Raw genomic sequence first — 23,086 nt, 5'->3', positions numbered from 1 at the left:
CGACAGCGGCGGCACGGGCCAAACTCCTCGACGCACCACAATCGTGCCCCGTCTTGGCCCCGGCACGAGCAAGCCGTCGAGCTAACCATGCTAAGTCGTTAGTCGTGACGCCAGGATGAACGTATGAGCGACCTCGCCGACTTCATCCTGGCCCGCATTGCCGAGGAGGAGGCGGCAGCTCGTGATCTGCTGAGGCACGCCCAGGGGATGGAGCCGGCTCTGCGTCATGTGAAGTGGTTGGGTGGGCTCGTTCCCGGTGGGCACAGCTGGAGTGACGTGCGGTCGATGGCGGCACGCGTCCTCGCCGAGTGTGAGAGCAAGCGGCGGATCATCAGACTCTGCGGCGTCGATTCCCATGAACCGGGCGCGCTCCTGCTCCGCATACACACAGACGCCATCGTGCGTCTACTGGCCCTGCCCTACGCCGATCACCCGGATTTCGATGAGTCATGGCGGCCATAAAGTCCAGATTGCAGCGACCGCTGCGCCGGATCGGAAGCGGAAACAGTGTCGCCACGGATAGAAGTCGAAGCACCCCAGCAGCGCTCGAGCCAACTACTCAGTCGGCATCATGGCCACGCACCGGCCGCTGCATGGTCACGGGTTGATCATCAGCCGGAACTTAGTCGGCGGAACACCGGCCGGCGGAGGCGTCCGTCACGCACTCTGATCCGATGCGCATCCTGATCTGGCACGGCTATCTCCTGGAGGGCAGCGGCTCCAACGTCTACACCCGGGAACTCGCTCGCGCGTGGAGTCGGATGGGCCACGAGGTCGTGGTCCTCTGCCAGGAGCCGCATCCCGAGCGCTACGACCTGGGCGGCGCCGCGGTCGTCCGGCCGAGTCTGCCCGGGCCGCTCCCGGTCTTCGTCATGGGACCGTACGAGGACGTGCAGCCGCGGCTGTTGACCGAGATGAGCCCCGCTGAGCGGGAGGCGTTCGTGGCGGCCAACGCGGCGGCCGTACGAGCGCAGGGCCCCGCGGACTTCCTGCTGGTCAACCACGTGCTGCTCGGTGCTCCGGTCGGGGCGGCGTCCGGGCTGCCGTACGTCGTCAAGGCGCACGGGTCGGAACTGGAGTTCGCCATGCGGGGGAACGCCGAGTTGTGCGCCTGGGCCGGGCAGACACTCCCCGGCGCGGCTGTCGTCCTGGCCGGGTCTCGCCACGTGTCCGGTGTCCTCGGCGAGCTCGTGGGCGTAGACCCCGAGCGGGTCGCCGTCGTCCCTCCGGGCGTGGACGTCGAGGCGCTGCGCCCCCGCGAGCGGGCCGCTGCCCTGGCCGCGCTCGTCGAGGAGAGCCGGCGGGATCCGGCTCATCCGGCGGGAGGGCACGACGAGCGGTTGCCCGACGTGGGCAACGCCGAGCGCTTGGCGGAGTTTCTGAGCGGGAACCGCAAGACGGTGCTGTACGTCGGCAGCCTCAGCGCCGAGAAGGGGGTCTGGCTGCTGCTGGAAGCGCTGCAAGGGGTGGACGCGCGGGCGGTGGTGGTGGGCTTCGGCCCGGCCCGTGCCGAGCTGGCGGCTCTGGCCGGCCCGGACGTCCTGTTCACCGGCCCGCTGCAGCATCGCCACCTGGCACACCTGTGGCCGCTGGCCGACGTCAGTGTCGTCCCGTCGGTCTTTCCCGAGGCGTTCGGCATGGTGGCTGCGGAGGCCGCGGCCTGTGGTTCACCTCCGCTGGTCGCCCGGCACTCCGGCTTGGCCGAGATCGCGGCCGGCCTGGAGGTCGAGTATCCGCCGCACCTGCGGCACCTGGCGTCCTTCACCAGCGGGAACGCCGAGGACCTCCGCACTCGGCTGCGCGAGCTGCTGGACCTGGACGCCGGGTCCTGGCGAGCGCTCTCCCAGGCAGCCCGCACATCGGCCGTACGGCGGTGGAGCTGGGACCACGTGGCCGGCCGCATACGCCAGCTCGCCGCTGGGGCCGGAGACGACGGGCCGGAAGCGGGACGGTGACCAGCGGAACCCGCGAGTTCGCCGGCGATCCGCTGACCGCCCGGTGGACCCAGCGGGCAGGAAGCGGGCCGGCGCGCTGAGGTGCGCGCTCCCACGGGTGGCCCGTGCTCGCTGGAGGTGTCATGGGCGGTCGACGTGCACCGACCAGCGCGGCGGGGCCCGAGCGGCTCCGCCGGCCGGATGCCATCCCATGCCGGGCACCCCACGGTGCCGAGCGCCGGGCCGATCGCCCACCGGCGCGGCCGATCGGCCCGCCGCGCGTCCTGGCGTGCCTGCCAGCGCGGGCCCGGCTCGGCGGCCAGCTCAGCCGGGACCTCCCGGGACAGTCCGGTCGCCCGGCGATCGGCGACCGCGGCGGCTCCGGACAGGCTCCGCGACACCCTCCGGCCCTGCCCCGCTCCTCACGAGCAGGCCCTCCCGCTGACCATGCACGAGGTCGTCACACGACCAGCGGGGACGTCACCCGGCGCGACACGCCGTCATCCTGCAGTGCCCACTCCTCCGCCCGTATCCGTGCAGCAGTCGACGCGCTCTGAGTCGACGTCGTCCCGACGAGAGCGCGAGTCAAGGAGGAGTCATGTCCACCCTCGACCTCCGGCAACCGGAGTCCCCGGCGGTCCCGATCCTGCATCCGGGTGATGCCGGCTGGGACGCATCACGGCAGGTCTTCAACCTGCTGGTCGACCAGCAACCGACTGCCATCGCCTGTCCCGGTGACGAGCGGGAAGTCGCGGCGGCGATCGGGTACGCGCGCCGCCGCGGATTGCGGGTCACGGCCCAGTCCACCGGACACAACGCTGGGCCCCTGGGCGCACTCGACGGCACGCTGCTGCTCAACACCTCCCGGCTGACCGACCTGTCGATCGACCCGGCCGGTCACAGGGTGCGGGTCGGCGCGGGCCTGAAGTGGGAGCACGTGGTCCCACGTCTGTCCGAACTCGGCCTGGCCGCCCTGCACGGCTCATCGCCCGACGTGGGGATCGTCGGGTACACGCTCGGTGGCGGGGTGAGTTGGTTGGCCCGCCGGCACGGGCTGCAGTGCAACGCCGTGCAGGCCCTCGAGGTGGTCACGGCCGACGGCGAGCTGGTGCGCACCGACTCCAGCTGCGAGCCCGAGTTGTTCTGGGCGCTGCGCGGCGGCGGGGGGAGCTTCGGCGTCGTCACCGCCGTCGAATTCGCGGTGCAGCCCGTGGAGGAGCTGTACGCCGGAGCGCTGTTCTTCCCGGCCGGGCGTGCCTCGGAGGTGCTGCACACCTGGCACGGGCTCCTCCCGTGCCTCCCGGACGAGCTCATGACCTGGACCGCCCTGATGAACTTTCCGCCCGAGGAGGCGATTCCCGCGCCACTGCGCGGTCGGGCCTTCACCGTCGTGACGGGCGCGTTCCTCGGGAAGGCGGCCGTCGGCCGTGATCTGCTGCGCGACCTGGTGGCACTCGGCCCGGAGATCGACACCTTCGCGACCGTGCCGCCGGTCGGGCTCAGCGAGCTGGCGATGGATCCGCCGCTGCCGCTGCCCTACCGCACTGGGCACCAGCTCGTCGGAGCGCTGCCGCCGAAGGCGATCGACGAGTTCGTCGCGGCCGTCGACATGCGGCCGGGAGCACCGCTGGCCATCGCCCAGCTCCGACACATGGGTGGAGCCTTGGGCCGCCCTCCGTCGGGGGCAGGGGCTGTGGCGACGTTGCCTGGCGAGCTCTGCGTGCTCGGGGTGGGCGTGGTCACCGACGAGGCGTCGTCCCGCGCCGTCGATGCAGCCCTCGAGGGGGTCACCGCATCTCTGGCCGACCACCGCGTCGGGTACTACGCCAACTTCGTCGAGGAACCCGCCGATGCCCGCCAGTTCTTCGACGAGTCGACGTGGGCGCGGCTGCGCCGGGTCAAGCGCGCTTACGACCCCACGGACCTGATCCGCGGCAACCACCCCATCCCTGCCGGCCGAGGGAAATGACCGTCGGTCCCGCCATGACCCGGCGGAAGAACCAGATCCCGGCTTTCCCTCCATTGCCGCGGGGCACGAGGCCGATCGCCGGGCCGCCTCCGCGCAGGGAACCGCGTAGAGCACGCCATCGGCCACCGGAAGAACTGGCAGGCCTCGTCTACATCCTCACTGTCAGCCGACGACACCACCCCGAGACGAGGCTGCCACCCATGTTCCACGGACCACCAGCGACATGGGACCACCAGCGACATGCACGGAGCTGAGCGCCGCCCCACACCGCGACCCGCCTGCTGACCTGCCAGAACAGGTCAGCAGGCGGCCGGCGCCTAATCGAGGTAGTCGCGCAGCACCTGCGAGCGGCTCGGGTGGCGCAGCTTCGACATCGTCTTGCTCTCGATCTGCCGGATCCGCTCGCGGGTCACGCCGTAGACCTGGCCGATCTCGTCGAGCGTGCGCGGCTGGCCGTCGGTGAGGCCGAAGCGCAGCCGGACGACGCCGGCCTCCCGCTCCGACAGCGTCTGCAGGACGCTGGTCAGCTGGTCCTGCATCAGCGTGAAGCTCACCGCGTCGACGGCGACGACCGCCTCGGAGTCCTCGATGAAGTCACCGAGCTGGCTGTCGCCCTCGTCGCCGATGGTCTGGTCGAGGCTGATCGGCTCCCGGGCGTACTGCTGGATCTCCAGCACCTTGTCCGGGGTGATGTCCATCTCCTTGGCCAGCTCCTCCGGGGTGGGCTCGCGCCCGAGGTCCTGGAGCAGCTCGCGCTGGATGCGGCCGAGCTTGTTGATGACCTCGACCATGTGCACCGGGATGCGGATGGTGCGGGCCTGGTCGGCCATGGCGCGGGTGATCGCCTGCCGGATCCACCAGGTGGCGTACGTGGAGAACTTGTAGCCCTTGGTGTAGTCGAACTTCTCCACGGCGCGGATCAGGCCGAGGTTGCCCGCCTGGATGAGGTCCAGGAACGCCATGCCGCGGCCGGTGTAGCGCTTGGCGAGGGAGACCACGAGGCGGAGGTTGGCCTCCAGCAGGTGGTTCTTGGCGCGCTCGCCGTCGCGGACGATCCAGTTGAGGTCCCGGCGCATCTGCGGGGAGAGCTTCTGGCCCTCCTCCTCGGCCTGGCGCAGCCGCTCGGCGCCGTAGAGGCCGGCCTCGATGCGCTTGGCGAGGTCGACCTCCTCCTCGGCGTTGAGCAGCGCGACCTTGCCGATCTGCTTGAGGTAGGCGCGGACCGAGTCGGCCGAGGCGGTGAGCTCGGCGTCCTTGCGGGCCTGACGGAGGGCCTCGGACTCCTCCTCGTCGTCCCACTCGAAGTCGCCGCCTTCGGCGGTCTCCTCGGGTGCGGCGGCGACCTCGGAGTCGGTCGGGGCCTCGGCGACGCCGTCGGGGGTGGCGACGACCGTCTCATCGAGCTTCAGGCCCTCGCCGCCGGCGTCGACCACCGCGACCGTGGAGGTCTCGGAGGCCACGGCGGTGAGCACGGCCCCCTCGCCGCCGCCCGGTGACGGCGTGATGGCGGGCTTGCGGGCGCCCTTGGCAGCGGTGGGCTTCGCCGCGCTCTTGGCCGTCCGCTTGCGAGCGGGGGCCTTGGCCGGTGCTGGCTGGTCGGCGGGCACTCAGGTTCCTTCCCGTGCTGGGTGCGTTCCCCGGGGGGCCGTCTGGTCCCCGGGCAGCGGCCTCGGCCGGCGTCCGGAGCGGGAGAGGACCCGACGGGCGGCCCGGGTTTCACCGGTGCGCAGGCGGGGGATGGCTCTCGGCTGGGGAGCGACGGGGGCGAGGCTCTTCCATTGTAACGGCGGGTTCCGGTCGGTCCACCGGTTCACGGGAGGCGGTGCCCCCCGACCTGGGGGGAGCACACCAGGTCCAGGGGCGTTCTCACCCTCCGTGACGACCCGGCGGCGGGGTGCCGAGACGGTCACTGTCCGATGCGCTCCTCGGCCGCCAGCGCCGCGCCGACGATGCCGGCGTCGTTGAGCAGCTCCGCCGGGACGACGGGGGTGCGGGTCGACAGCAGCGGCACCCACTTGTGCGCCTTCTTGCTCACCCCGCCGCCGACGATGATCAGGTCGGGCCAGACGGCCGCCTCGAGGACGTCGAGGTAGCGGTCCACCCGCTTGGCCCACTGCGGGTAGCTGAGGTCCTCGCGCTCCCGGGCCGACGCCGACGCGCGCTTCTCCCCGTCCTCGCCGTCGACCTCGATGTGCCCGAACTCGGTGTTCGGCACGAGGACGCCGTCGGTGAACAGGGCACTGCCGATGCCGGTGCCGAAGGTCAGCATGAGGACGACGCCCCGCTTGTCCCGGCCGGCGCCGTAGCGCATCTCGGCGATCCCGGCGGCGTCGGCGTCGTTGAGCGTCTGCACGGTGCCGGGGATCCGGGAGGCCAGCCCCTCGGCCAGGTGGGTGCCGAGCCAGCTCTTGTCGACGTTCGCTGCGGTGCGCGCGACCCCGCCCTTGAGCACTCCGGGGAAGGTGACGCCGATGCGGCCCTCCCACCGGAAGGAGTCGACGATCCGCCCCACGACGTCGTACACCGGATCGGGCAGCGAGGGCTGCGGCGTCTCGATGCGCAGCCGTTCACCGTGCAGCTCACCCTTGTCCAGGTCGACCAGGCACCCCTTGATGCCGCTGCCACCGATGTCCACGCCGAACCCGAGCACGCGGTCAGGGTAGTGATCGCTCCGGTCGGCGGCAGCCCCGCTCGTGCAGGATCGACCCGTGACCACCGCGCCGGAGCCCGCCGCCCTCCTCGACCTCGCCGTCGCGACCGCGCGGGAGGCGGCCGACCTGGTCGCGCGTGGCCGCGCCTCGGCCGGCGAGCAGGTCGACGTGAAGTCCAGCCCGGTCGACATGGTCACCGCGGTGGACCGCGCCTGCGAGGAGCTGGTCACCGGCCGGCTGCTCGGTGCCCGCCCGGACGACGGGCTGCTGGGGGAGGAGGGCGGCGAGCGCACCGGCACCAGCGGGGTGCGCTGGGTCGTCGACCCCATCGACGGCACCACCAACTTCGTCTACGGCCTGCCCGCGTACGCGGTCTCCATCGCCGCCGAGGTCGACGGGCAGGCGGTGGCCGGCGTGGTGCTCAACGCGGCCACCGGCGAGCTGTTCTCGGCCATCGCCGGCGGCGGCGCGCACCTGACGCTCCCCGGTGCCGACCCGGTGCGGCTGACCGGCAGCCGGCCGGCCTCGCTGGACCGGGCCCTGGTGGCGACCGGTTTCGGCTACCGTGCCGAGCAGCGCCGCGCCCAGGCCGCGGTGGTCGCCGGGCTGCTGCCGCAGGTCCGCGACATCCGGCGGCACGGCTCGGCCGCCCTGGACCTGTGCACCGTGGCCGCCGGCCGGGTCGACGCCTACTACGAGATGCACCTCAACCGGTGGGACTTCGCCGCGGGCGCCCTGGTGGCCGCCGAGGCCGGCGTGGTCGTCACCGGCCTGGCGGGGCAGCCGTTCGCCGAGCCCCTGGGGATCGCCGTGGCGCCGTCGGTGGCCGACGAGTTCCTCGCCCTGCTCGCCCGGCTGCACGCCCGCAGCTGAGGGAACGGCCCCGTCCAGCAGGAGGGCCCCGTCCTCCCCAGCCCTCGCAGGCTCGGGGCGGTGCCCCGGACGGGGCCGGTGAGTGGCGGGGGGCAGCGCAGTCCTTCGATCAACAGGCGGCGGTCGCGCTGGCGGCGGCGCCGAGCGCTGCCTCGACGTCCTCCGGCGACGCCAGACCGGTGAACTCGGGGCCGATCACGAAGTCGACCGTGGCGGTGGCCCGGGTGTCGGGGAAGTCGCCGGCGCCCGGCACGAACAGCGCGACGTAGGCGGCGGCCTCGTTGCCGCGCGGCCCGTGCCGCAGCTCGCCGGCGCCGGTGACCTCACGCTCGGTGGGGTCGTTGGCGATCTCCTCGACGACGAAGCCCCGCTCCTGCAGCGACGCCGCGACCTCCTGGGCCAGGCCGCCGGTGTCGGTGGCGTTGAAGACGCGCAGCGTGACCGTGGTCGGGTCCAGCGAGGGCGGTGCCGCCGAGGCGCTGGCGCACGCCTCGGCCTCCTGCGCCTCGAGCTCGCCCTCGGTGTCGAAGACGTTCCACCAGACGACCAGCGCGGCCAGGGCGAGCACCAGCAGGAAGACCAGCGGCGGGATCGGCCGGCGGCCGCTCCGGGGACGGACCGCGGATCGGTCGGTGGGCGGCGCGCTCACGGGCTCTGGTCCCCCTCGGTTCCTGGCGTTGGCCGGGAGTCTAGGGCGGCGCGGGGTACCTAGATCGCACCGTCGTCGAGCGCGGCGCGTCCGCGCTGCACGCACGGGTCGATGCGGTCGGCGTACCCGGCGGTGTCCTTGCCGGCCATGGCGCCGGCGGCCGAGCGGGCGACGATCCCGGCGACGATCGCGGCGAACTTGAAGTAGGCGAAGGCGACGTACCAGGGCAGGTCGGTGAGGTCCAGGCCGCTGCGCTCGGCGTAGCGCGCCGCGACCTCCGCGCGGGTCGGGAAGCCCTCCAGCGCGGTCACCGTGCTCTGCCCGGCGACGCTCTCCTCACCGGCCTGCGGCCAGTAGACGTGCAGCATCCCGAGGTCGGCCAGCGGGTCGCCGAGGGTGGACATCTCCCAGTCCAGCACCGCGCGGATGCGGCCGGGGGTCTGCGGGTCGAGCAGGCAGTTGTCCAGCCGGAAGTCGCCGTGGACGATCCCGTCGCGCTGGGTGGTGGGCACGGTCTGCGCCAGGCGGGCGGCGAGGGCGTCCAGGCCGGGTCGCTCGCGGTCGCGGGTGGCGTCCCACTGCTGGGTCCAGCGGCGCACCTGCCGGGCCATGAAGCCCTCGGGCCGGCCGAAGTCGCCCAGCCCCACCGCCTCGTGGTCGACGGCGTGCAGGTCGGCCAGGACGTCGACCAGGCCCTCGCCGATCGCCCGCCGCTGGGCCGGCTCGTCGGCGTAGCCGGCCGGGATCCGGTCGACGACGTGCAGGCCGACGACCCGCTCCATCACGTAGAAGGGCGCACCGAGCACGGCGGTGTCGGTGCACAGGTGCAGCGTGCGCGGCACCGGGACGGCGGTCCGGCCCAGCGCGGAGACCACCCGGTGCTCGCGCGCCATGTCGTGCGCGGTGGCGAGGACCGCGCCGGTCGGCGGCCGCCGGAGGATGACCGCGTCGTCGTCCGAACCGCCCTCCGGGGTCACCACGTAGGTGAGGTTGGACATGCCCGCGGCGATGAGATCGACGCGAACGCTGGACCACCGCTCGTCGCCGAGGACGGAGGCCAGGTAGGGCCCGACGACGGCCGGATCAGCACCCACGGGAGTCGACACGGGCGCAGGGTAACCTCTGGCGCTTCGCGCCCCGTCCGACACGGTCCGGCCGTGAGGTGGTCCCCCCTCGCGCGCCGGGCACAAACGGGGGCCGCGCGACGTTGGGGGGTCCGCCGGTCAGACCGTGCCGGTGTGCCCCGCCGTCCGCCGGTGAGGTCGGCGGCGCGGTCGTACGAGCACCGGCCGGTGCCCGCCCTGCGGTCACCGGTCCCCGGACCCCCGGTCGCCCCGGCGACCGGACACCACAACGGCGCCGCAGCGCGCCGCTGCACAACTGCGGGCGCCGCGCCCGCGAGAACCCCGGAGGAGGGGCACTTCCCATGGCCACCGACTACGACGCCCCGCGCCGCAACGAGGCCGACGAGCTCGGCGAGGACTCGCTCGAGGAGCTCAAGGCCCGCCGCGCCGAGGCTCAGTCCTCGTCGGTCGACGTCGACGAGACCGACTTCAACGAGAACCTCGAGCTCCCCGGCGCCGACCTGTCCAACGAGGAGCTGACCGTCCGCGTGCTGCCCAAGCAGGAGGACGAGTTCACCTGCTCGCGCTGCTTCCTGGTGCAGCACCGCAGCCGGCTGGCCGCCACCAAGGGCGACCAGCTGTTCTGCCGCGACTGCGCCGCCTGATGAAGGACCCCGCGTCCCCCCGTCCCCTCGCAGGCTCGGGACGGGACCCTGACGCGGGGCCGTTCCAGTACCTCACCAGGCTCGCGGCGGGACCCTGCAACGGGGCCGCACCACGACACGTCGACCGGAGGGATGAGGGCCAGTGACCGATCACCGGGAGCGCACCGGTCCGGCGCGGGACGTCCCGCCGCCGCGACCGGTCGCGGCCAGCGCGGCCGGTGGACCCACGGCCCCGCCCGCGGAGGAGGGCCCGCTCGCACGGGCCGGCCGACTGCTGGCCGAGGCGGCGTCCGGTCTGGTGGGCGGGACGACCGAGGCCGCGCCGGACGGCCGCCGCTCGACCGCGGCGACTCTGCGCGACGTCGTCGCCGCGGTCGCGGCCGCCGGGGCCCGCGCCGGCCGCGGCACCGCGGAACCGGGCGGGCCGCGGTCCGGTCCGGACGGCGGCGGTGGGACCCGCACCCCCGGTGCCCTGCTCGGCGACCTGCTGACCACTGCCGCTCCGCGGCTGCCGATCCGCGACGCGGGGCGCCTCCGCGCGGTCCACCCCGGCGCCTCCGACGACGAGATCGCCGACGCGCTCGTGGCGCGGGCCGCGAAGCTCACGGCGGGCATCGGCGCGGCCACCGGCGGGCTGTCGGCGGCTCACTGGATCGCCCCGCCCTCGCTGCTGGCGCTGCCGCTGGAGCTCGGCGCCGAGACGGTCCTCACCGCCGCCGTCGAGGTCGTCCTGCTCGGCGAGCTGCACGAGCTGTACGGCCGGCCCGCGCCGGGCGACGCCCGCGACCGGGCACTGGCCTACCTGTCCAGCTGGACCCGGCAGCGAGCCGTCGAGGACGCCGTCGTCCCGGGCCTGGGCGTCGTCCTCGGCTCGGCCGGCCTGCGCACGCTCAGCCGCCGGATGACCCGGCGGATGGCCCGCAGCGTCCCGGGCGCGGCCCCCTTCCTCGTCGGTGCGGCGCTCGGCGGCCGGGCCAACCGGAGGGCCACCGAGACGCTGGCCCGCCGGGTGCTCGCCGACCTGCGCCGGTCCCGCTCCTGAGGCGAGGACCCGGCCGCTGTGCAGCGTCCCGGCCCGAGCTGGTGAGGGGCTGGGGCAAGGGGGTCCTTATAGGGTCGCGGACGTGCCCGACCCCTCCCTCCCCGCCGTTCCCGAGGTGGAGGTCCCGGTGCGGCTCACCTCCCCGGAGGACGCCGTCCCCGCCTACGCCCTGCCCGGGGACGCCGGGGCCGACCTGGCCATCGCCGAGGACCTCGAGCTGGCGCCGTTGCAGCGGGCACTGGTCGGCACCGGGGTCGCGGTCGCCATCCCCGAGGGCTACGCCGGGTTCGTCCACCCGCGCTCGGGCCTGGCCCACCGGGTGGGGCTGTCGCTGGTCAACGCCCCGGGCACCATCGACGCCGGCTACCGCGGGGAGATCAAGGTCAACCTGGTGAACCTCGACCCGGCCACGCCGCTGACGCTGCGCCGCGGCGACCGCGTCGCCCAGCTGGTGGTGCAACCGGTGGTGCGCGCCCGCTTCGTGCCCGTCGAGCAGCTGCCGGAGAGCGTGCGCGGGGTGGGGGGCCACGGGTCGACCGGCGGGCACGCTCCCGTCTCGGCGAAGGGAACCGACTGACATGCCGTTCGGACGGCGACGCAACCGGATCGACCGCAGCCTGCGCGAGCGCGGGGTGCCGCCGGAGCCGCAGCACAAGGTCCGCGAGGTCGCGGAGACGACCGGCCCGTGGGACTCCGCGGACGCCCCCGACGACGGCACCGCGCGCATCGACCTGGGCTCGCTGCGGCTGCCCGCGGTGGCGGGCACGGAGCTGCGCGTCGACGTCAACGCGCAGCAGAAGGTCATCGGCGCCACGTTGCGCTACGGCGACTCGCTGCTGCAGGTGGCGGTGTTCGCCGCGCCCCGGGCCGGCGGCATCTGGGACGAGATCCGCGCCGACCTCGCCCGCAGCGCCTCCGGCCAGGGCGGGTCACTGCAGGAGGTCGACGGGCCCTTCGGCCCGGAGCTGGCCGGCTTCGTGCGGGCGAACCCGCCGGCGCAGCCCGGCCAGCCGGCCCCGGCGCCGGTGCGCCGCCCGGCGCGCTTCATCGGCGTCGACGGGCCCCGCTGGTTCCTGCGCGGCATGATCAGCGGCTCCGCGGCGGAGCGCCCGGAGGCCGCCGCCGCGCTGGAGCAGGCGTTCCGGCAGATCGTCGTCGTCCGCGGGACCGCGCCGATGCCGGTCCGCGAGCCGCTCCCGCTGACCCTGCCGCCGCAGGCCGCCGCACAGCTGGCCGCGCAGCAGGCCGTCCGTCCGCCGGGGAGCCCGCCCCCGACCCCGCCCGGCCCGTGAGGGTCGTGCGCGCCGCCTACGGGCCGCACCCCGACCAGTTCGTCGAGCTGACCCTGCCCGCGGGCGCCGGTCCTGCACCGGTGGTGGTCGTGCTGCACGGCGGCTTCTGGCGGGCCGCGTTCGGCGTCGAGCTGGCCCGGCCGCTCGCGGCCGACCTGGCCGACGCCGGCTTCGCCGCCGTCGCGGTCGAGTACCGCCGGGTCAGGTCCGGCGGCGGCTGGCCGGCCACCCTCGAGGACGTCGCGGCGGCGGTGGACCTCCTGCCGGAGCTGCCGGACAGCGGCCGGCTGGACCTCGCCGGCGTCGCGGTCGTCGGGCACTCCGCCGGCGGGCACCTCGCCGCGTGGGCCGCCGGCCGCGACCGACTTCCCAAGGGTGTGCCGGGCGCGCGGCCGCGGGTGCGGGTGGCCGCGGCCGTGCTGCAGGCGGGGGTGCTCGACCTGGAGCGCGCCGCGGCGCAGCGGCTGGGCGGCGGGGCGGTGCAGGAGCTGCTCGGCGCCGAGCCGCAGCAGGCGCCGGATCGCTACGCGGCGGCCGACCCGGTGCGGCTGGTCCCGGCCGGTGCCGACCTGCTGTGCGTGCACGGCACCGGCGACACGACCGTCCCGGCCGAGCAGAGCGCCCGCTACGCGGAGGCCGCCGCGGCCCAGGGCGTCGCCGTCGACGTCCGGCTGGTGCCCGGTGACCACATGGTGCCGATCGACCCGGCGGGGGAGCCGTGGGCGCTGGTGCGCGACTGGCTGCGAGCCCGCGCCGAGGTGCCCCGCGGCCGATCTACGCTGGAACCGTGACGCAGACACGCCAGGCCGGCTGGTTCACGCGGACGCTGCAGCGGCTGACCGCCGACGACCAGACCATCGATGCGGAGGAGCTGCGCGCGGACTCCGCGAACGCCGGCTGCGAGCCGGTCAGCGCCTGCCGCAAGGGCGCCGTCGTCAAAGTCACCGGCCGGCTCAAGTCGGTGGTCTACACCCCGCGGGAGACGGTGCCGACCCTGGAGGCGGAGCTCTTCGACGGCTCCGGCTCGGTCACCCTCGTGTGGCTCGGCCGGCGGCGGATCCCCGGCATCGAGCCCGGCCGCACGCTCAGCGCGCACGGCCGCTTCGCCTCCTTCGACGGGCGCCAGGTCATCTACAACCCCCGGTACGAGCTGAGCGCCGGGTGACGGCTGCACCCGAGGGGGACGGACGTCCTGGTCCGGCACGCCCCGGGGACGACGCTGCGGCCGGGCCGCCCGGCGTGGCCTTCGACCGGCACCTGGTGCTGGACCAGCTCGGCGGCTGGCGCGGCATGCTCGACGCCACGCTGCCCACGGTCGCCTTCATCGTGGCCAACTCCCTGGCCGGGCTGCGCGCCGGCATCTGGTCCGCCCTCGGCGTCGCCGTGCTGCTCTTCGGGCTGCGCCTGGTGCGCCGGGAGAGCGTGCAGCAGGCGTTCAGCGGGCTCTTCGGCGTCGCGATCGCGGTGGCGATCGCCGCCGCCTCGGGGCAGGCCCGCGACTTCTTCGTCCCCGGGCTGATCCGCAACGCCGCCCTCGGCGTGGTGCTGATCGGCTCGATCGCCTTCCGCTGGCCGCTGGTCGGCGTGGTCGCCGAGTTCCTCGCGCCCAGCCACCTGGGCACGATGGCGTCGCAGTCGATGCCGGGGCTGCGCCGCCGGATGCACCGGGTCAACGCCACGCTGCACCACCGGCCGCCGCCGGACCCCGCGACCGGCGAGCGCCCGGCCGACCCCGCGCCCGAGCGGCACTGGCGCGACGACTCCCGCATGGTGCGCGCTTACTCCTGGCTGACGCTGATGTGGGGCGTCGTCTTCCTGGTGCGCGTCGCCGTCCAGTGGGTGCTCTACCGCGCCGACGAGGTCGAGCTGCTGGGCACCGCCTCGCTGCTGCTCGGCCTGCCGGTCACCGCCGTCGAGGTCGTGGTGACCCTGTGGGTGGTGTCCCGGCTGCACCGGCACCGCGCGGATCCGCAGCCGGGCGCCTGAGCGAGGGCCCCGGTCCGGGAGGGGGTCTCACGGGGCGGGGGAGAGCACCTCCTGCAACTGCTCCTCGACGTCGGCGTGGGTGATGAACAGCAGCTCGTCGCCGACCTCGAGCGGCTCGTCGGGGGTCGGGGTGATCACCCGGTCGCCGCGCAGGACGGCGCTCAGCACCGTCTCCCGCGGCAGCGGCACCTCGCGCAGCGGCTTGCCCGCCCAGGGGGTGTCCTCGGCGAGGGTGATCTCGACCAGGTTGGCCGCGCCCTTGCGGAAGCTCATCAGCCGGACGACGTCGCCGACGGTCACCGCCTCCTCGACCAGCGCGGCCAGCACCCGCGGCGTCGAGACGGCGACGTCGACGCCCCAGGCCTCGGTGTAGAGCCACTCGTTGCGCGGGTCCTTGACCCGGGCGACGACCCGGTTGACCGCGAACTCGGTCTTGGCCAGCAGCGAGACGACGAGGTTGGCCTTGTCGTCACCGGTGGCGGCCACGACCACGTCGCAGGTGGCCAGCTGCGCCTCCTCCAGGGAGGAGACCTCGCACGCGTCGGCCTGCACCCACTCGGCGCCGGGCACCGCCCGGGTGCGGACCTTGCGGCCGTCCTTCTCGATGAGCATCACGGCGTGGCCGTTGGAGAGCAGCTCCCCGGCGATCGAGCGCCCGACGGCGCCCGCGCCCACGATGGCGACCCGCATCAGTGTCCCCCTCCTGCGGGGCCCTGCTCGACCACCTCGTGCACCCGCTGGGTGATCGCGTCGGTCGAGGCGACCACGAGCTGGTCGCCGTCCTGCAGCACGGTGGCGGCGGTGGGCAGCTGGGCCTCGCCGAAGCGGACCAGCCAGGCGGCCCGCGCCCCGGACGCCGCCTCCAGGTCGGCCAGCCGCCGGCCGACCCACGGCTCGGTGACCGTGACCCGCATCAGCAGCACCTGCCCGGTCGGCTCCCGCCAGAGCTCGCTGACCTTGACCGAGAGCAGCTCGCGCAGCAGCCGGTTCACCGTCCACGGGACGGTCGCGACGCTGGGGATGCCCATCCGCTCGTAGATCTCGGCGCGCTTGGAGTCGTAGATGCGGGCCACGACGTGCTGGACGCCGAAGGTCTCCCGCGCCACCCGCGCGCTGATGATGTTGGAGTTGTCGCCGCTGCTCACCGCGGCGAACGCGCCGGCGGAGTCGATGCCGGCGTCGAGCAGGGTCTGACGGTCGAAGCCCAGGCCGGTGACCTGACGGCCGGCGAAGTCCGGGCCCAGCCGGCGGAAGGCCTCGGGGTCCTGGTCGATCACGGCCACGCTGTGGCCGACGTCCTCGAGCCGGCGGGCGATCGCCGACCCGACGCGGCCGCAGCCCATCACGACCACGTGCACGGGCTTCTCCCAAGCTCACAGGTACGGTGCGCCGGCGCCGTCCCGCCCGCGCGTGTCCGGCCGCGAAGCTACACCTGGGCGCTGACCGGACCGCGATCCGCAGCGCCGGAACTCACCCCCTGGACGGGGGCGCGGAGGAGCCGCGCGTCCGTACCATCGCCGCCGTGCCGACCCTGTCCGATCTCGGACAACTCCCCAAGCGCCTGGTCCTGGGCCGCCCCGTGCGCAGCGACCGGCTGGGGGAGTCCCTGCTGCCCAAGCGCCTGGCGCTGCCCATCTTCGCGAGCGACCCGCTGTCCTCGGTGGCCTACGCCACGCAGGAGATCCTCATCGTCCTGACGCTGGCCGGGACGGCGTTCCTCTACCTGGCACCCTGGCTGGCGCTCGCCGTCGTCCTGCTGCTCGTGACGGTCGTCCTCTCCTACCGGCAGGTGGTGCGGGCCTACCCCTCCGGCGGCGGCGACTACGAGGTCGCGATGAAGAACCACGGGCAGTTCGCCGGGCTGACCGTGGCCAGTGCGCTGCTCGTGGACTACGTGCTCACCGTCGCGGTGTCCGTCGCGGCCGGCACCGACAACATCATCTCGGCCTTCCCGGACCTGGACCAGCACCGCGTGGCGATCGCCGTGGGCCTGGTGGCGCTGCTCGCCGCGGCCAACCTGCGCGGGCTCCGCGAGTCCGGCCGCACCTTCGCCGTCCCGACCTACCTGTTCGTCTCCGGCATCCTGGTGATGGTCGGCACCGGGCTGCTGCGCCAGTTCCTCGGCGACGACATCACCGCCGAGAGCGCCGGCTACTCGATCACCCCCGAGCCGGGCTTCGAGCAGCTGACCGGGGTGGCGCTGCTGTTCTTCGTGTTCCGCGCCTTCGCCTCCGGGTGCACCGCGCTCACCGGGGTGGAGGCGATCGCCAACGGCGTGCCGGCGTTCAAGCCGCCGAAGGGCCGCAACGCCGCCACGACGCTCGCGCTCATGGGCGGCATCGCCGCGGTGATGTTCTCCGGCGTCACCGCGGTGGCCCTCTTCGCCGACGTCCGGTACGCCGAGCACCCCTGCGACCTGGTGGGTTTCACCGCCTGCGAGACCGAGCCGCAGCGGACCGTCATCGCCCAGATCGCCGCGGCCGTGTTCGGCGGGCCGACCTCGCCGGGCTTCTTCTACATCCAGGCCGCCACCGCGCTGGTCCTCATCCTGGCCGCCAACACCGCGTTCAACGGCTTCCCGCTGCTCGGCTCGGTGCTGGCCCAGGACCGCTTCCTGCCCCGGCAGCTGCACACCCGCGGCGACAAGCTGGTCTACAGCAACGGCATCCTGCTGCTCGCCGGGTTCGCCGCGCTGCTCATCGCCGCCTTCGGCGCCGACGTCAACCGGCTGATCCAGATGTACATCGTCGGGGTCTTCACCAGCTTCTCGATCGGCCAGTGGGGCATGGTCCGGCACTGGAACCGCGAGCTGCGCTCGGGGACCGACCCGCAGGCCCGCGCCCGCATCCGCCGGTCGCAGGCGATCAACGCCGTCGGCGGCAGCCTCACCACGGTCGTGCTGCTGATCATCGTCGTCACGAAGTTCACCCGCGGGGCGTGGCTGGTCCTGCTGGTGATGCCGGTGCTCTTCCTGCTGATGAAGGCGATCAACCGGCACTACTCGCACGTCGCCGAGCAGCTGGTGCCCGACACCGACTCGCGGCTGCTGCCCAGCAAGGTGCACGCCGTCGTGCTGGTGTCCAAGGTCCACAAGCCGACGCTGCGGGCGCTGGCCTTCGCCCGGGCCACGCGGCCCGACCACCTCACCGCGCTCACGGTCAACGTCGACGACGCCGAGACGCGGGCCCTGCAGCAGCAGTGGGAGCGCTACGACATCCCCGTGCCGCTGACCGTGCTGGAGTCCCCGTACCGCGAGATCACCCGGCCGGTGGTCGACTTCGTCAAGGGCATCCGCCGGGTCAGCCCCCGGGAGCTGGTCGTGGTCTTCGTGCCCCAGTACGTGGTGGGCCACTGGTGGGAGAACGTGCTGCACAACCAGAGCGCGCTGCGGCTGCGCGCCCGCCTGCAGTTCCAGCCCGGCGTCATGATCACCACGGTGCCCTGGCAGCTGGAGAGCTCCATCGGCCGCGACGACGACGGCCGCGGCGCCGGACCGGCGCCGGGGGACCTGCGGCGCGGGATCACCGACCCCTCCGAGGCGACCCCCTATGGATGAAGACCCCGCTGCCCCCCACCGTGGAAGGACCCCGTCCTCCCCACCCTTCGCGAGCTCAGGGCGGGACCCGATCGAGGCTCGCCGCAGGCCCCGGCAGCGGGGCCGAAGGGCTCGGCCCGACCGCGGCGGGGGCTGGACCGGCCGGGAGTTCGAGGTCACCGTGGGACCGGTGGCGCACGGCGGGCACTGCGTGGCCCGGCACGAGGGCCGGGTCGTCTTCGTGCGGCACGCGTTGCCCGGCGAGCGGGTCGTCGTCCGGGTCACCGAGGACCGCCAGCCCGGTTTCTGCCGCGCCGACGCCGTCGAGGTGCTCGAGGCCGCCCCCGACCGGGTGCCGCGGCCCTGCCCCTACAGCGGTCCGGGGCGCTGCGGCGGCTGCGACTGGCAGCACGTCGCGCACGAGGGGCAGCTGCGACTCAAGGCCGAGGTGGTCCGCGAGCAGCTGACCCGGCTCGGCGGGCTGCCGGAGGACGACGCCGTCGTGCGCGGCCTGGTCGTCGAGGCGCTGCCCGGCGGTCCGCTGCGCTGGCGCACCCGCGCCCGGTTCGCCGTCGACCGCGCCGGGGCCGCGGGGCTGCGCCGGCACCGCTCGCACGACCTGGTGCTGCTCGACGACTGCCCGATCACCGTGGAGCCGGCCGCGGCCGCCGTCCTCGGCCGCCGCTGGCCGGGCGCCGGCGCGGTGGACGTCGCGGTCGATTCCGCCGGCACCGTGACCACCACCCGGCTGGACCGCCGGGGCCGGCCGCAGTCGACGCGGGTGCTGCGCGCCGGCGAGGACGGGGCGGGGCGGGACGACGGCACGGCGCCGGCCGGCCGGGCCGCGCGCTGGGCCGCCGGACGCGACTGGGAGGTCGAGGGCACCGGCTTCTGGCAGGTCCACCCCGCCGCGGCGGACGCGCTCACCGGGGCGGTCGCCGCGTTCGCCGGCGTCCGGTCGGGGGAGACGGTGCTCGACCTCTACGCCGGGGCCGGGCTCTTCGGCGGCGCGGTCGCGCCCGCGGCCGGTCCGGCGGGCCGGGTGGTCTGCGTGGAGGCCGACGAGGCCGCCTGCGCCGCCGCCGAGGCCAACCTCGCCGCGCTGCCGCAGGCGGAGGTCTGGCAGGGCGAGGTGGACGCCGAGGGGCTCACCGAACTGCTCGCCGAGCTGGCCGGGGCACCGGACGTCGTCGTCCTCGACCCGCCCCGGGCCGGTGCCGGGGCCGCGGTGAGCCGGGTGCTCGCCGCGGCCGGGCCGCGCGCGGTCGTCTACGTCGCCTGCGACCCGGCGTCACTGGCGCGCGACGTCGCGGCCTTCGCCGAGGGTGGCTACCGGCTGTCCGCCCTGCGCGGCTTCGACGCCTTCCCGATGACCGGGCACGTGGAGTGCGTCGCGCTGCTCGAACCCGCCTGACCGCCGGGGTCAGTCCCCGCCGCGCTTCTTCTTCCTGCTCTTCTCGGCGTCCGGGGCCGGAGCGGGCTCGTCGGTCTCCTCCACCGCGGTGGTCGGCGTCGGCTCCGCCGAGGGGGTCGCCGGCACGGCCTGGGGGACGACGGGCACGACCGGCGCCGGCGCGGGGGGCACGGGGGCCTGCCGCGCCACGGCGGAGGACGACGCGGCGGGGGCCGGGGCGGGTGCCGGGGCCGGGGCCGGGGCCTTCGGAGCCGCCGGAGCCGGCGCGGCGGCGGACGGCGATGCAGCAGGGGCCGACGCAGCGGCCGAGGACGACCGGGCGGTCCCCGTGCCGGTCACCGGCGACGGGGCGAGCGCGGGGGCCGGCGGATCCGCGGGCGCCGGGGTCCCGGCCTCCGGCGTCGCGGCGCCGGCGGGCGGTGCGGCGGGGGAGGCAGCCGGCGAGGGGACCGGGGCCCCGGTCCCCTCGGCACGGGCGGCCGCGCCGATCTCGCCGGCGCGCGCGGCGTCCCCGATCTGCCCGGCACGGACGGCGTCCCCGACGCCGGTGGCCGACGCGTCGACCGCGCTGTGCACGGCCGTGGTGCCGGGCCCGGGGACCCCGCCCTCATCGGCCGCGACGGCGCCCAGCCCGGCGGCCATGCCGATGAAGGACAGCATCCCCAGGGCGGTGGTCGCGACCCGGGGCGGGCGCGAGCCCTCGGTGCGGGTTCTCGACGGGCGGAGCATGCGGGCGGTCCCCTCGGCGGGTGGGTGCGGCTGGTGGCAGATGTCGGACCCGGCGGCCCGGAGAGCCCCGACGCGGTGTGCACACGCAGTGCATTCGGCCGGGAGCTCTTGGTGACGGTAACCGGGGTGGCGCCGTGACGGAAGGGTCCGGACGGAACGGATCGACCGGTCCCGGTGTGAATCGCGCGACCGACTACCGTGGCCCTCCGTGACCACCTGGGAGTACGCCTCGGTCATCACGGCCAACGACGCCGAGTCGCAGCGGGCTGGGGTGAGCGTCAAGCTCCCCGGCGGGCAGCTCGAGCGCCAGGCCGGTGACACCAGCTCGGTGCTCAACCGGCTCGGCAGCGAGGGCTGGGAGCTGGTCAGCTACCACTCCAGCGGCGCGGGCACCTGGGGATTCGAGCAGTTCTGGCTCAAGCGCCCCACCTCCTGAGGACGGAGCCTCCTGCCCCCCGCAGGAGGGCCGCCGTCCTCGTGGCCGCGCGCCGCGTCGAACGCCTGTTCGAGCGGTGCGGCAGACTGGTGCGGTGGACCCGACGCTGCCCCCGGGATGGCCCGCCGCCGTGCGGCCACCTGGTGCCCCCGACTGGGAGCACACCGCGGTGGCCTGGCTGTTCGACCTGGTGCCGCCGGACTACCGGGCACACGAGGTGCTGCGCCGCTACCCGGTGCTGCTCGCCCGCTTCGCCCGCGACCACGTCACCGCGGGCCTGGAGGCCGCCCGGGCGGGCTGGCGCACCGTGCGGGTGGAGCTCGCCGACGACCTGCCGGCCGACGCGATGGAGGCGGCGATCGCGGCCTACGAGCGGGAGGGTGCGCGGCTGGCGTCGGCCGCCCGCGGCGTCGAGGCGGTGGCCGGTGCGTTGCGCGGGGAACGCTGGGTACCGCGGCTCTGAGCGCGGGCCCCGGGCACGCGCTCGCCCGGAAGAGGTCGGCCGCACGCGTCTACAGTTGATCGGCGGCCGTCGCAACGCCGCACCTGCCGCCGATGGAGAGGACGCACCCCCCTCGTGTCGCTCCTGCGATCGCTCCGCACCCCTGACGACCTGAAGGCGCTCCCGGCCGAACAGCTGCCGGCACTGGCCGCCGAGATCCGCGACGCGCTGGTCACCAGCGTCGCCAAGACCGGCGGGCACCTCGGGCCCAACCTCGGTGCGGTCGAGCTGACCATCGCCGTGCACCGGGTGTTCGACTCCCCGCGCGAGCCGGTCGTCTTCGACACCGGCCACCAGAGCTACGTGCACAAGATGCTCACCGGCCGGGTGGCGGACTTCACGCGGCTGCGCCAGCGCGACGGTCTCTCCGGCTACCCGAGCCGGGCCGAGAGCGAGCACGACTGGGTGGAGAACAGCCACGCCTCGACCTCGCTGTCCTACGCCGACGGGCTGGCCAAGGCCTTCGCCGTCCGCGGTGACCGGCGCCCGGTGGTCGCCGTGATCGGCGACGGCGCGCTCACCGGCGGCATGGCCTGGGAGGCGCTGAACAACATCGCCGGCGCCCAGGACCGGCCGGTGGTCATCGTCGTCAACGACAACGGCCGCTCGTACTCGCCGACGATCGGCGGGGTCGCCGACGCGCTGGCCACGCTGCGGCTGCGCCCGGGCTACGAGCAGGCGCTGCTGCAGGTCCGCCAGGCGCTGCACCGCGCCCCGGTGCTGGGGTCGGCGCTCTACGACGCGCTGCACGCCATCAAGAAGGGCCTCAAGGACGTCCTCTCCCCGCAGGGCATGTTCGAGGACCTCGGCCTGAAGTACCTCGGCCCGGTCGACGGCCACGACATCCGGGCGATGGAGTCCGCGCTGCGCCGCGCCCGTTCCTTCGGCGGGCCGGTCATCGTGCACGCCGTCACCACCAAGGGCTTCGGCTACCCGCCGGCCGAGACCGACCAGATCGACGCCTGGCACGCCACCGGGGTCTTCGACCCCGACAGCGGGGCGAGCACCGTGAGCGCCGGCCGCGACTGGACGACGGCGTTCTCCGACGAGCTGGTGCGCATCGGCGCCGAGCGCTCCGACGTCGTCGCGATCACCGCGGCGATGCTGCACCCGACCGGTCTGGCCGCCTTCGCCGAGCGCTTCCCGGAGCGCACCTACGACGTGGGCATCGCCGAGCAGCACGCGCTCACCTCGGCCGCGGGCCTGGCGATGGGCGGGCTGCACCCCGTGGTCGCGGTCTACTCGACCTTCCTGAACCGGGCCTTCGACCAGCTGCTCATGGACGTCGCGCTGCACCGCCAGCCGGTGACCGTCGTCCTGGACCGGGCCGGGGTCACCGGCAGTGACGGCGCCTCGCACAACGGCATGTGGGACATGTCGATCCTCTCCGTCGTCCCCGGGCTGCGGCTGGCCGCACCGCGGGACGAGCCGACGCTGCGAGAGGCGCTGCGCGAGGCCGTCGAGGTGACCGACGGCCCGAGCGTCGTGCGCTTCCCCAAGGGCACCCCGCCGGTCGACCTCCCGGCGCTGGAGCGGCGCGGGCCGGTCGACGTGCTGCGCCGCGGGCAGCGGCCGGAGGTGCTGCTGGTCGCCGTCGGCTCGATGGTGCCGATGTGCCTGGCCGCCGCCGAGCGCGCCGCCGACCACGGCATCGAGGTGACCGTCGCCGACCCGCGCTGGGTGCTGCCGGTCTCCGACGAGCTCGTGGCGCTGGCCGACGGCTTCCGGCTGGTCGTCACCGTCGAGGACGGCGGGCGGGCCGGTGGCGTGGGCACCACGCTGACCCAGGCGCTGCAGGACCGCGGCACCGACGTCCCGGTGCGGGCCCTCGGCCTGCCGCAGCAGTTCCTCCAGCACGGCAGCGTCGGCCAGGTGCTGGCCGACGCCGGCCTCACCGAGCAGGACGTCGCCCGGCGCATCGCCGAGTGGACGGCGGTGCTCGCCGAGCGCGCCGAGGGGAGCATGGCCGAGGCGGTCGAGGAGCGGCCGTGACGGTCATCGCGGAGATCCAGGTCGCGCCCTCGCCGGCCGGGACGCCCGACGACCCGCACGCCCACGTCGAGGCCGCGATCGCGGTGATCCGGGACTCCGGTCTGCGCTACGAGGTCGGCGCGCTGGGGACGACCCTCGAGGGCGAGGCCGACGAGGTCTGGGCGACGCTGCGGGCGGCGCACGAGGCGATGCTGGCAGCCGGCGCCACCAGCGGGCTCTCGCACGTGAAGATCGCCTCGGTCGGCCGCACGATGGACAGCCTCACCCACAAGTTCCGCTGAGCCCGGGCCACGATCAGGGGACCTGATCATGGCGCGTCCTCCCTGACGGTGGGCGGTCGGGGAGGACGCGCC

At 74.8% G+C, this 23,086-nt stretch carries 24 protein-coding genes; 17 read left to right on the top strand and 7 right to left on the bottom strand.

The window, feature by feature from the left end:
• Positions 1-123 precede the first annotated feature (123 nt).
• From BUB17_RS13460 to BUB17_RS13450, 3 genes are all read left to right on the top strand, one after another.
• A complete protein-coding gene (locus BUB17_RS13460; RefSeq protein WP_072918720.1) occupies positions 124-462 on the top strand; it encodes a DUF6221 family protein in 339 nt (112 codons plus the stop codon).
• A gap of 212 nt (positions 463-674) precedes the next feature.
• Positions 675-1,955 (top strand): glycosyltransferase family 4 protein, encoded by a 1,281-nt coding sequence (locus BUB17_RS13455; RefSeq protein WP_072918719.1) that lies wholly within the window; start codon positions 675-677, stop codon positions 1,953-1,955.
• 577 nt (positions 1,956-2,532) lie between these two features.
• The gene (locus BUB17_RS13450) at positions 2,533-3,903 is read left to right on the top strand and encodes an FAD-binding oxidoreductase (protein ID WP_072918717.1); all 1,371 of its coding nucleotides are present in this window, start codon (positions 2,533-2,535) and stop codon (positions 3,901-3,903) included.
• A 317-nt stretch (positions 3,904-4,220) separates the two neighbouring features.
• Here the strand turns inward: BUB17_RS13450 and BUB17_RS13445 are convergent, their stop codons facing one another.
• Positions 4,221-5,510 (bottom strand): RNA polymerase sigma factor, encoded by a 1,290-nt coding sequence (locus BUB17_RS13445; protein ID WP_072918715.1) that lies wholly within the window; start codon positions 5,508-5,510, stop codon positions 4,221-4,223.
• A 299-nt stretch (positions 5,511-5,809) separates the two neighbouring features.
• Positions 5,810-6,553 carry a polyphosphate--glucose phosphotransferase gene (ppgK, locus tag BUB17_RS13440; protein ID WP_072918714.1) on the bottom strand — a complete coding sequence of 248 codons (744 nt, stop codon included), beginning with the start codon at positions 6,551-6,553 and terminating at the stop codon, positions 5,810-5,812.
• Between the two features lie 58 nt (positions 6,554-6,611).
• Here ppgK and BUB17_RS13435 point away from each other — a divergent pair, with 58 nt between their 5' ends.
• A complete protein-coding gene (locus tag BUB17_RS13435) occupies positions 6,612-7,427 on the top strand; it encodes an inositol monophosphatase family protein (RefSeq protein WP_072918713.1) in 816 nt (271 codons plus the stop codon).
• 109 nt (positions 7,428-7,536) lie between these two features.
• On the opposite strand, the gene BUB17_RS13430 is transcribed toward BUB17_RS13435, so the two are convergent.
• Together BUB17_RS13430 and BUB17_RS13425 are read right to left on the bottom strand one after the other, a co-directional pair.
• The gene (locus BUB17_RS13430) at positions 7,537-8,076 is read right to left on the bottom strand and encodes a LytR C-terminal domain-containing protein (protein WP_072918711.1); all 540 of its coding nucleotides are present in this window, start codon (positions 8,074-8,076) and stop codon (positions 7,537-7,539) included.
• Positions 8,077-8,135: 59 nt separating this feature from the next.
• A complete protein-coding gene (locus BUB17_RS13425) occupies positions 8,136-9,182 on the bottom strand; it encodes a phosphotransferase family protein (RefSeq protein WP_072918709.1) in 1,047 nt (348 codons plus the stop codon).
• Between the two features lie 320 nt (positions 9,183-9,502).
• On the opposite strand from BUB17_RS13425, the gene BUB17_RS13420 reads away from it, so the two are divergent.
• The 7 genes from BUB17_RS13420 (at position 9,503) to BUB17_RS13390 (ending at position 14,125) form a co-directional block, all read left to right on the top strand.
• The gene (locus tag BUB17_RS13420) at positions 9,503-9,805 is read left to right on the top strand and encodes a DUF4193 domain-containing protein (protein WP_012948011.1); all 303 of its coding nucleotides are present in this window, start codon (positions 9,503-9,505) and stop codon (positions 9,803-9,805) included.
• Positions 9,806-9,947: 142 nt separating this feature from the next.
• Entirely contained in the window at positions 9,948-10,847 is a 900-nt protein-coding gene (locus BUB17_RS13415; protein ID WP_072918708.1) for a hypothetical protein, read from the top strand.
• An 82-nt stretch (positions 10,848-10,929) separates the two neighbouring features.
• Positions 10,930-11,424 (top strand): dUTP diphosphatase, encoded by a 495-nt coding sequence (gene dut, locus BUB17_RS13410; protein ID WP_244277200.1) that lies wholly within the window; start codon positions 10,930-10,932, stop codon positions 11,422-11,424.
• Position 11,425: 1 nt separating this feature from the next.
• The gene (locus BUB17_RS13405; protein ID WP_072918706.1) at positions 11,426-12,139 is read left to right on the top strand and encodes a DUF3710 domain-containing protein; all 714 of its coding nucleotides are present in this window, start codon (positions 11,426-11,428) and stop codon (positions 12,137-12,139) included.
• Positions 12,136-12,930 carry an alpha/beta hydrolase family protein gene (locus BUB17_RS13400; protein ID WP_072918704.1) on the top strand — a complete coding sequence of 265 codons (795 nt, stop codon included), beginning with the start codon at positions 12,136-12,138 and terminating at the stop codon, positions 12,928-12,930. The genes BUB17_RS13405 and BUB17_RS13400 overlap by 4 nt, the downstream gene beginning before the upstream one ends.
• Positions 12,927-13,304 (top strand): OB-fold nucleic acid binding domain-containing protein, encoded by a 378-nt coding sequence (locus BUB17_RS13395; RefSeq protein ID WP_072918702.1) that lies wholly within the window; start codon positions 12,927-12,929, stop codon positions 13,302-13,304. Before BUB17_RS13400 ends, BUB17_RS13395 begins: the two co-directional genes overlap by 4 nt.
• Positions 13,301-14,125 carry a DUF3159 domain-containing protein gene (locus BUB17_RS13390; RefSeq protein WP_072918700.1) on the top strand — a complete coding sequence of 275 codons (825 nt, stop codon included), beginning with the start codon at positions 13,301-13,303 and terminating at the stop codon, positions 14,123-14,125. Before BUB17_RS13395 ends, BUB17_RS13390 begins: the two co-directional genes overlap by 4 nt.
• Positions 14,126-14,152: 27 nt before the next feature.
• Here the strand turns inward: BUB17_RS13390 and BUB17_RS13385 are convergent, their stop codons facing one another.
• Positions 14,153-14,815: a potassium channel family protein gene (locus BUB17_RS13385; RefSeq protein ID WP_072918699.1), complete on the bottom strand. Its 663-nt coding sequence runs from the start codon at positions 14,813-14,815 to the stop codon at positions 14,153-14,155.
• On the bottom strand, positions 14,815-15,483 hold the full coding sequence (locus tag BUB17_RS13380) for a potassium channel family protein (protein WP_072918697.1): 669 nt from the start codon (positions 15,481-15,483) through the stop codon (positions 14,815-14,817). The genes BUB17_RS13385 and BUB17_RS13380 overlap by 1 nt, the downstream gene beginning before the upstream one ends.
• A 164-nt stretch (positions 15,484-15,647) precedes the next feature.
• Between BUB17_RS13380 and BUB17_RS13375 the strand changes: the two genes are divergently transcribed.
• Entirely contained in the window at positions 15,648-17,681 is a 2,034-nt protein-coding gene (locus BUB17_RS13375) for an APC family permease (protein WP_072918696.1), read from the top strand.
• Between the two features lie 70 nt (positions 17,682-17,751).
• Positions 17,752-19,074: a class I SAM-dependent RNA methyltransferase gene (locus tag BUB17_RS13370; RefSeq protein ID WP_072918756.1), complete on the top strand. Its 1,323-nt coding sequence runs from the start codon at positions 17,752-17,754 to the stop codon at positions 19,072-19,074.
• 9 nt (positions 19,075-19,083) lie between these two features.
• Here the strand turns inward: BUB17_RS13370 and BUB17_RS26875 are convergent, their stop codons facing one another.
• Complete coding sequence (locus BUB17_RS26875) at positions 19,084-19,803, bottom strand: hypothetical protein (RefSeq protein ID WP_072918694.1); 720 nt, start codon at positions 19,801-19,803, stop codon at positions 19,084-19,086.
• A 208-nt stretch (positions 19,804-20,011) separates the two neighbouring features.
• On the opposite strand from BUB17_RS26875, the gene BUB17_RS13360 reads away from it, so the two are divergent.
• The 4 genes from BUB17_RS13360 (at position 20,012) to BUB17_RS13345 (ending at position 23,014) form a co-directional block, all read left to right on the top strand.
• Complete coding sequence (locus BUB17_RS13360) at positions 20,012-20,239, top strand: DUF4177 domain-containing protein (protein WP_072918693.1); 228 nt, start codon at positions 20,012-20,014, stop codon at positions 20,237-20,239.
• Positions 20,240-20,333: 94 nt separating this feature from the next.
• Positions 20,334-20,702 (top strand): hypothetical protein, encoded by a 369-nt coding sequence (locus tag BUB17_RS13355; protein ID WP_072918691.1) that lies wholly within the window; start codon positions 20,334-20,336, stop codon positions 20,700-20,702.
• Positions 20,703-20,816: 114 nt separating this feature from the next.
• A complete protein-coding gene (gene dxs, locus BUB17_RS13350) occupies positions 20,817-22,733 on the top strand; it encodes a 1-deoxy-D-xylulose-5-phosphate synthase (protein WP_072918689.1) in 1,917 nt (638 codons plus the stop codon).
• Entirely contained in the window at positions 22,730-23,014 is a 285-nt protein-coding gene (locus BUB17_RS13345; RefSeq protein ID WP_072918684.1) for a thiamine-binding protein, read from the top strand. The genes dxs and BUB17_RS13345 overlap by 4 nt, the downstream gene beginning before the upstream one ends.
• Positions 23,015-23,086: the final 72 nt, after the last annotated feature.

Source organism: Geodermatophilus obscurus (assembly GCF_900143215.1).
GTDB classification, from domain to species: Bacteria; Actinomycetota; Actinomycetes; order Mycobacteriales; family Geodermatophilaceae; genus Geodermatophilus; species Geodermatophilus obscurus_A.
The sequence above is the reverse complement of the archived record's forward strand: the minus strand, read 5'-3'. Positions and strand labels throughout refer to the sequence as shown.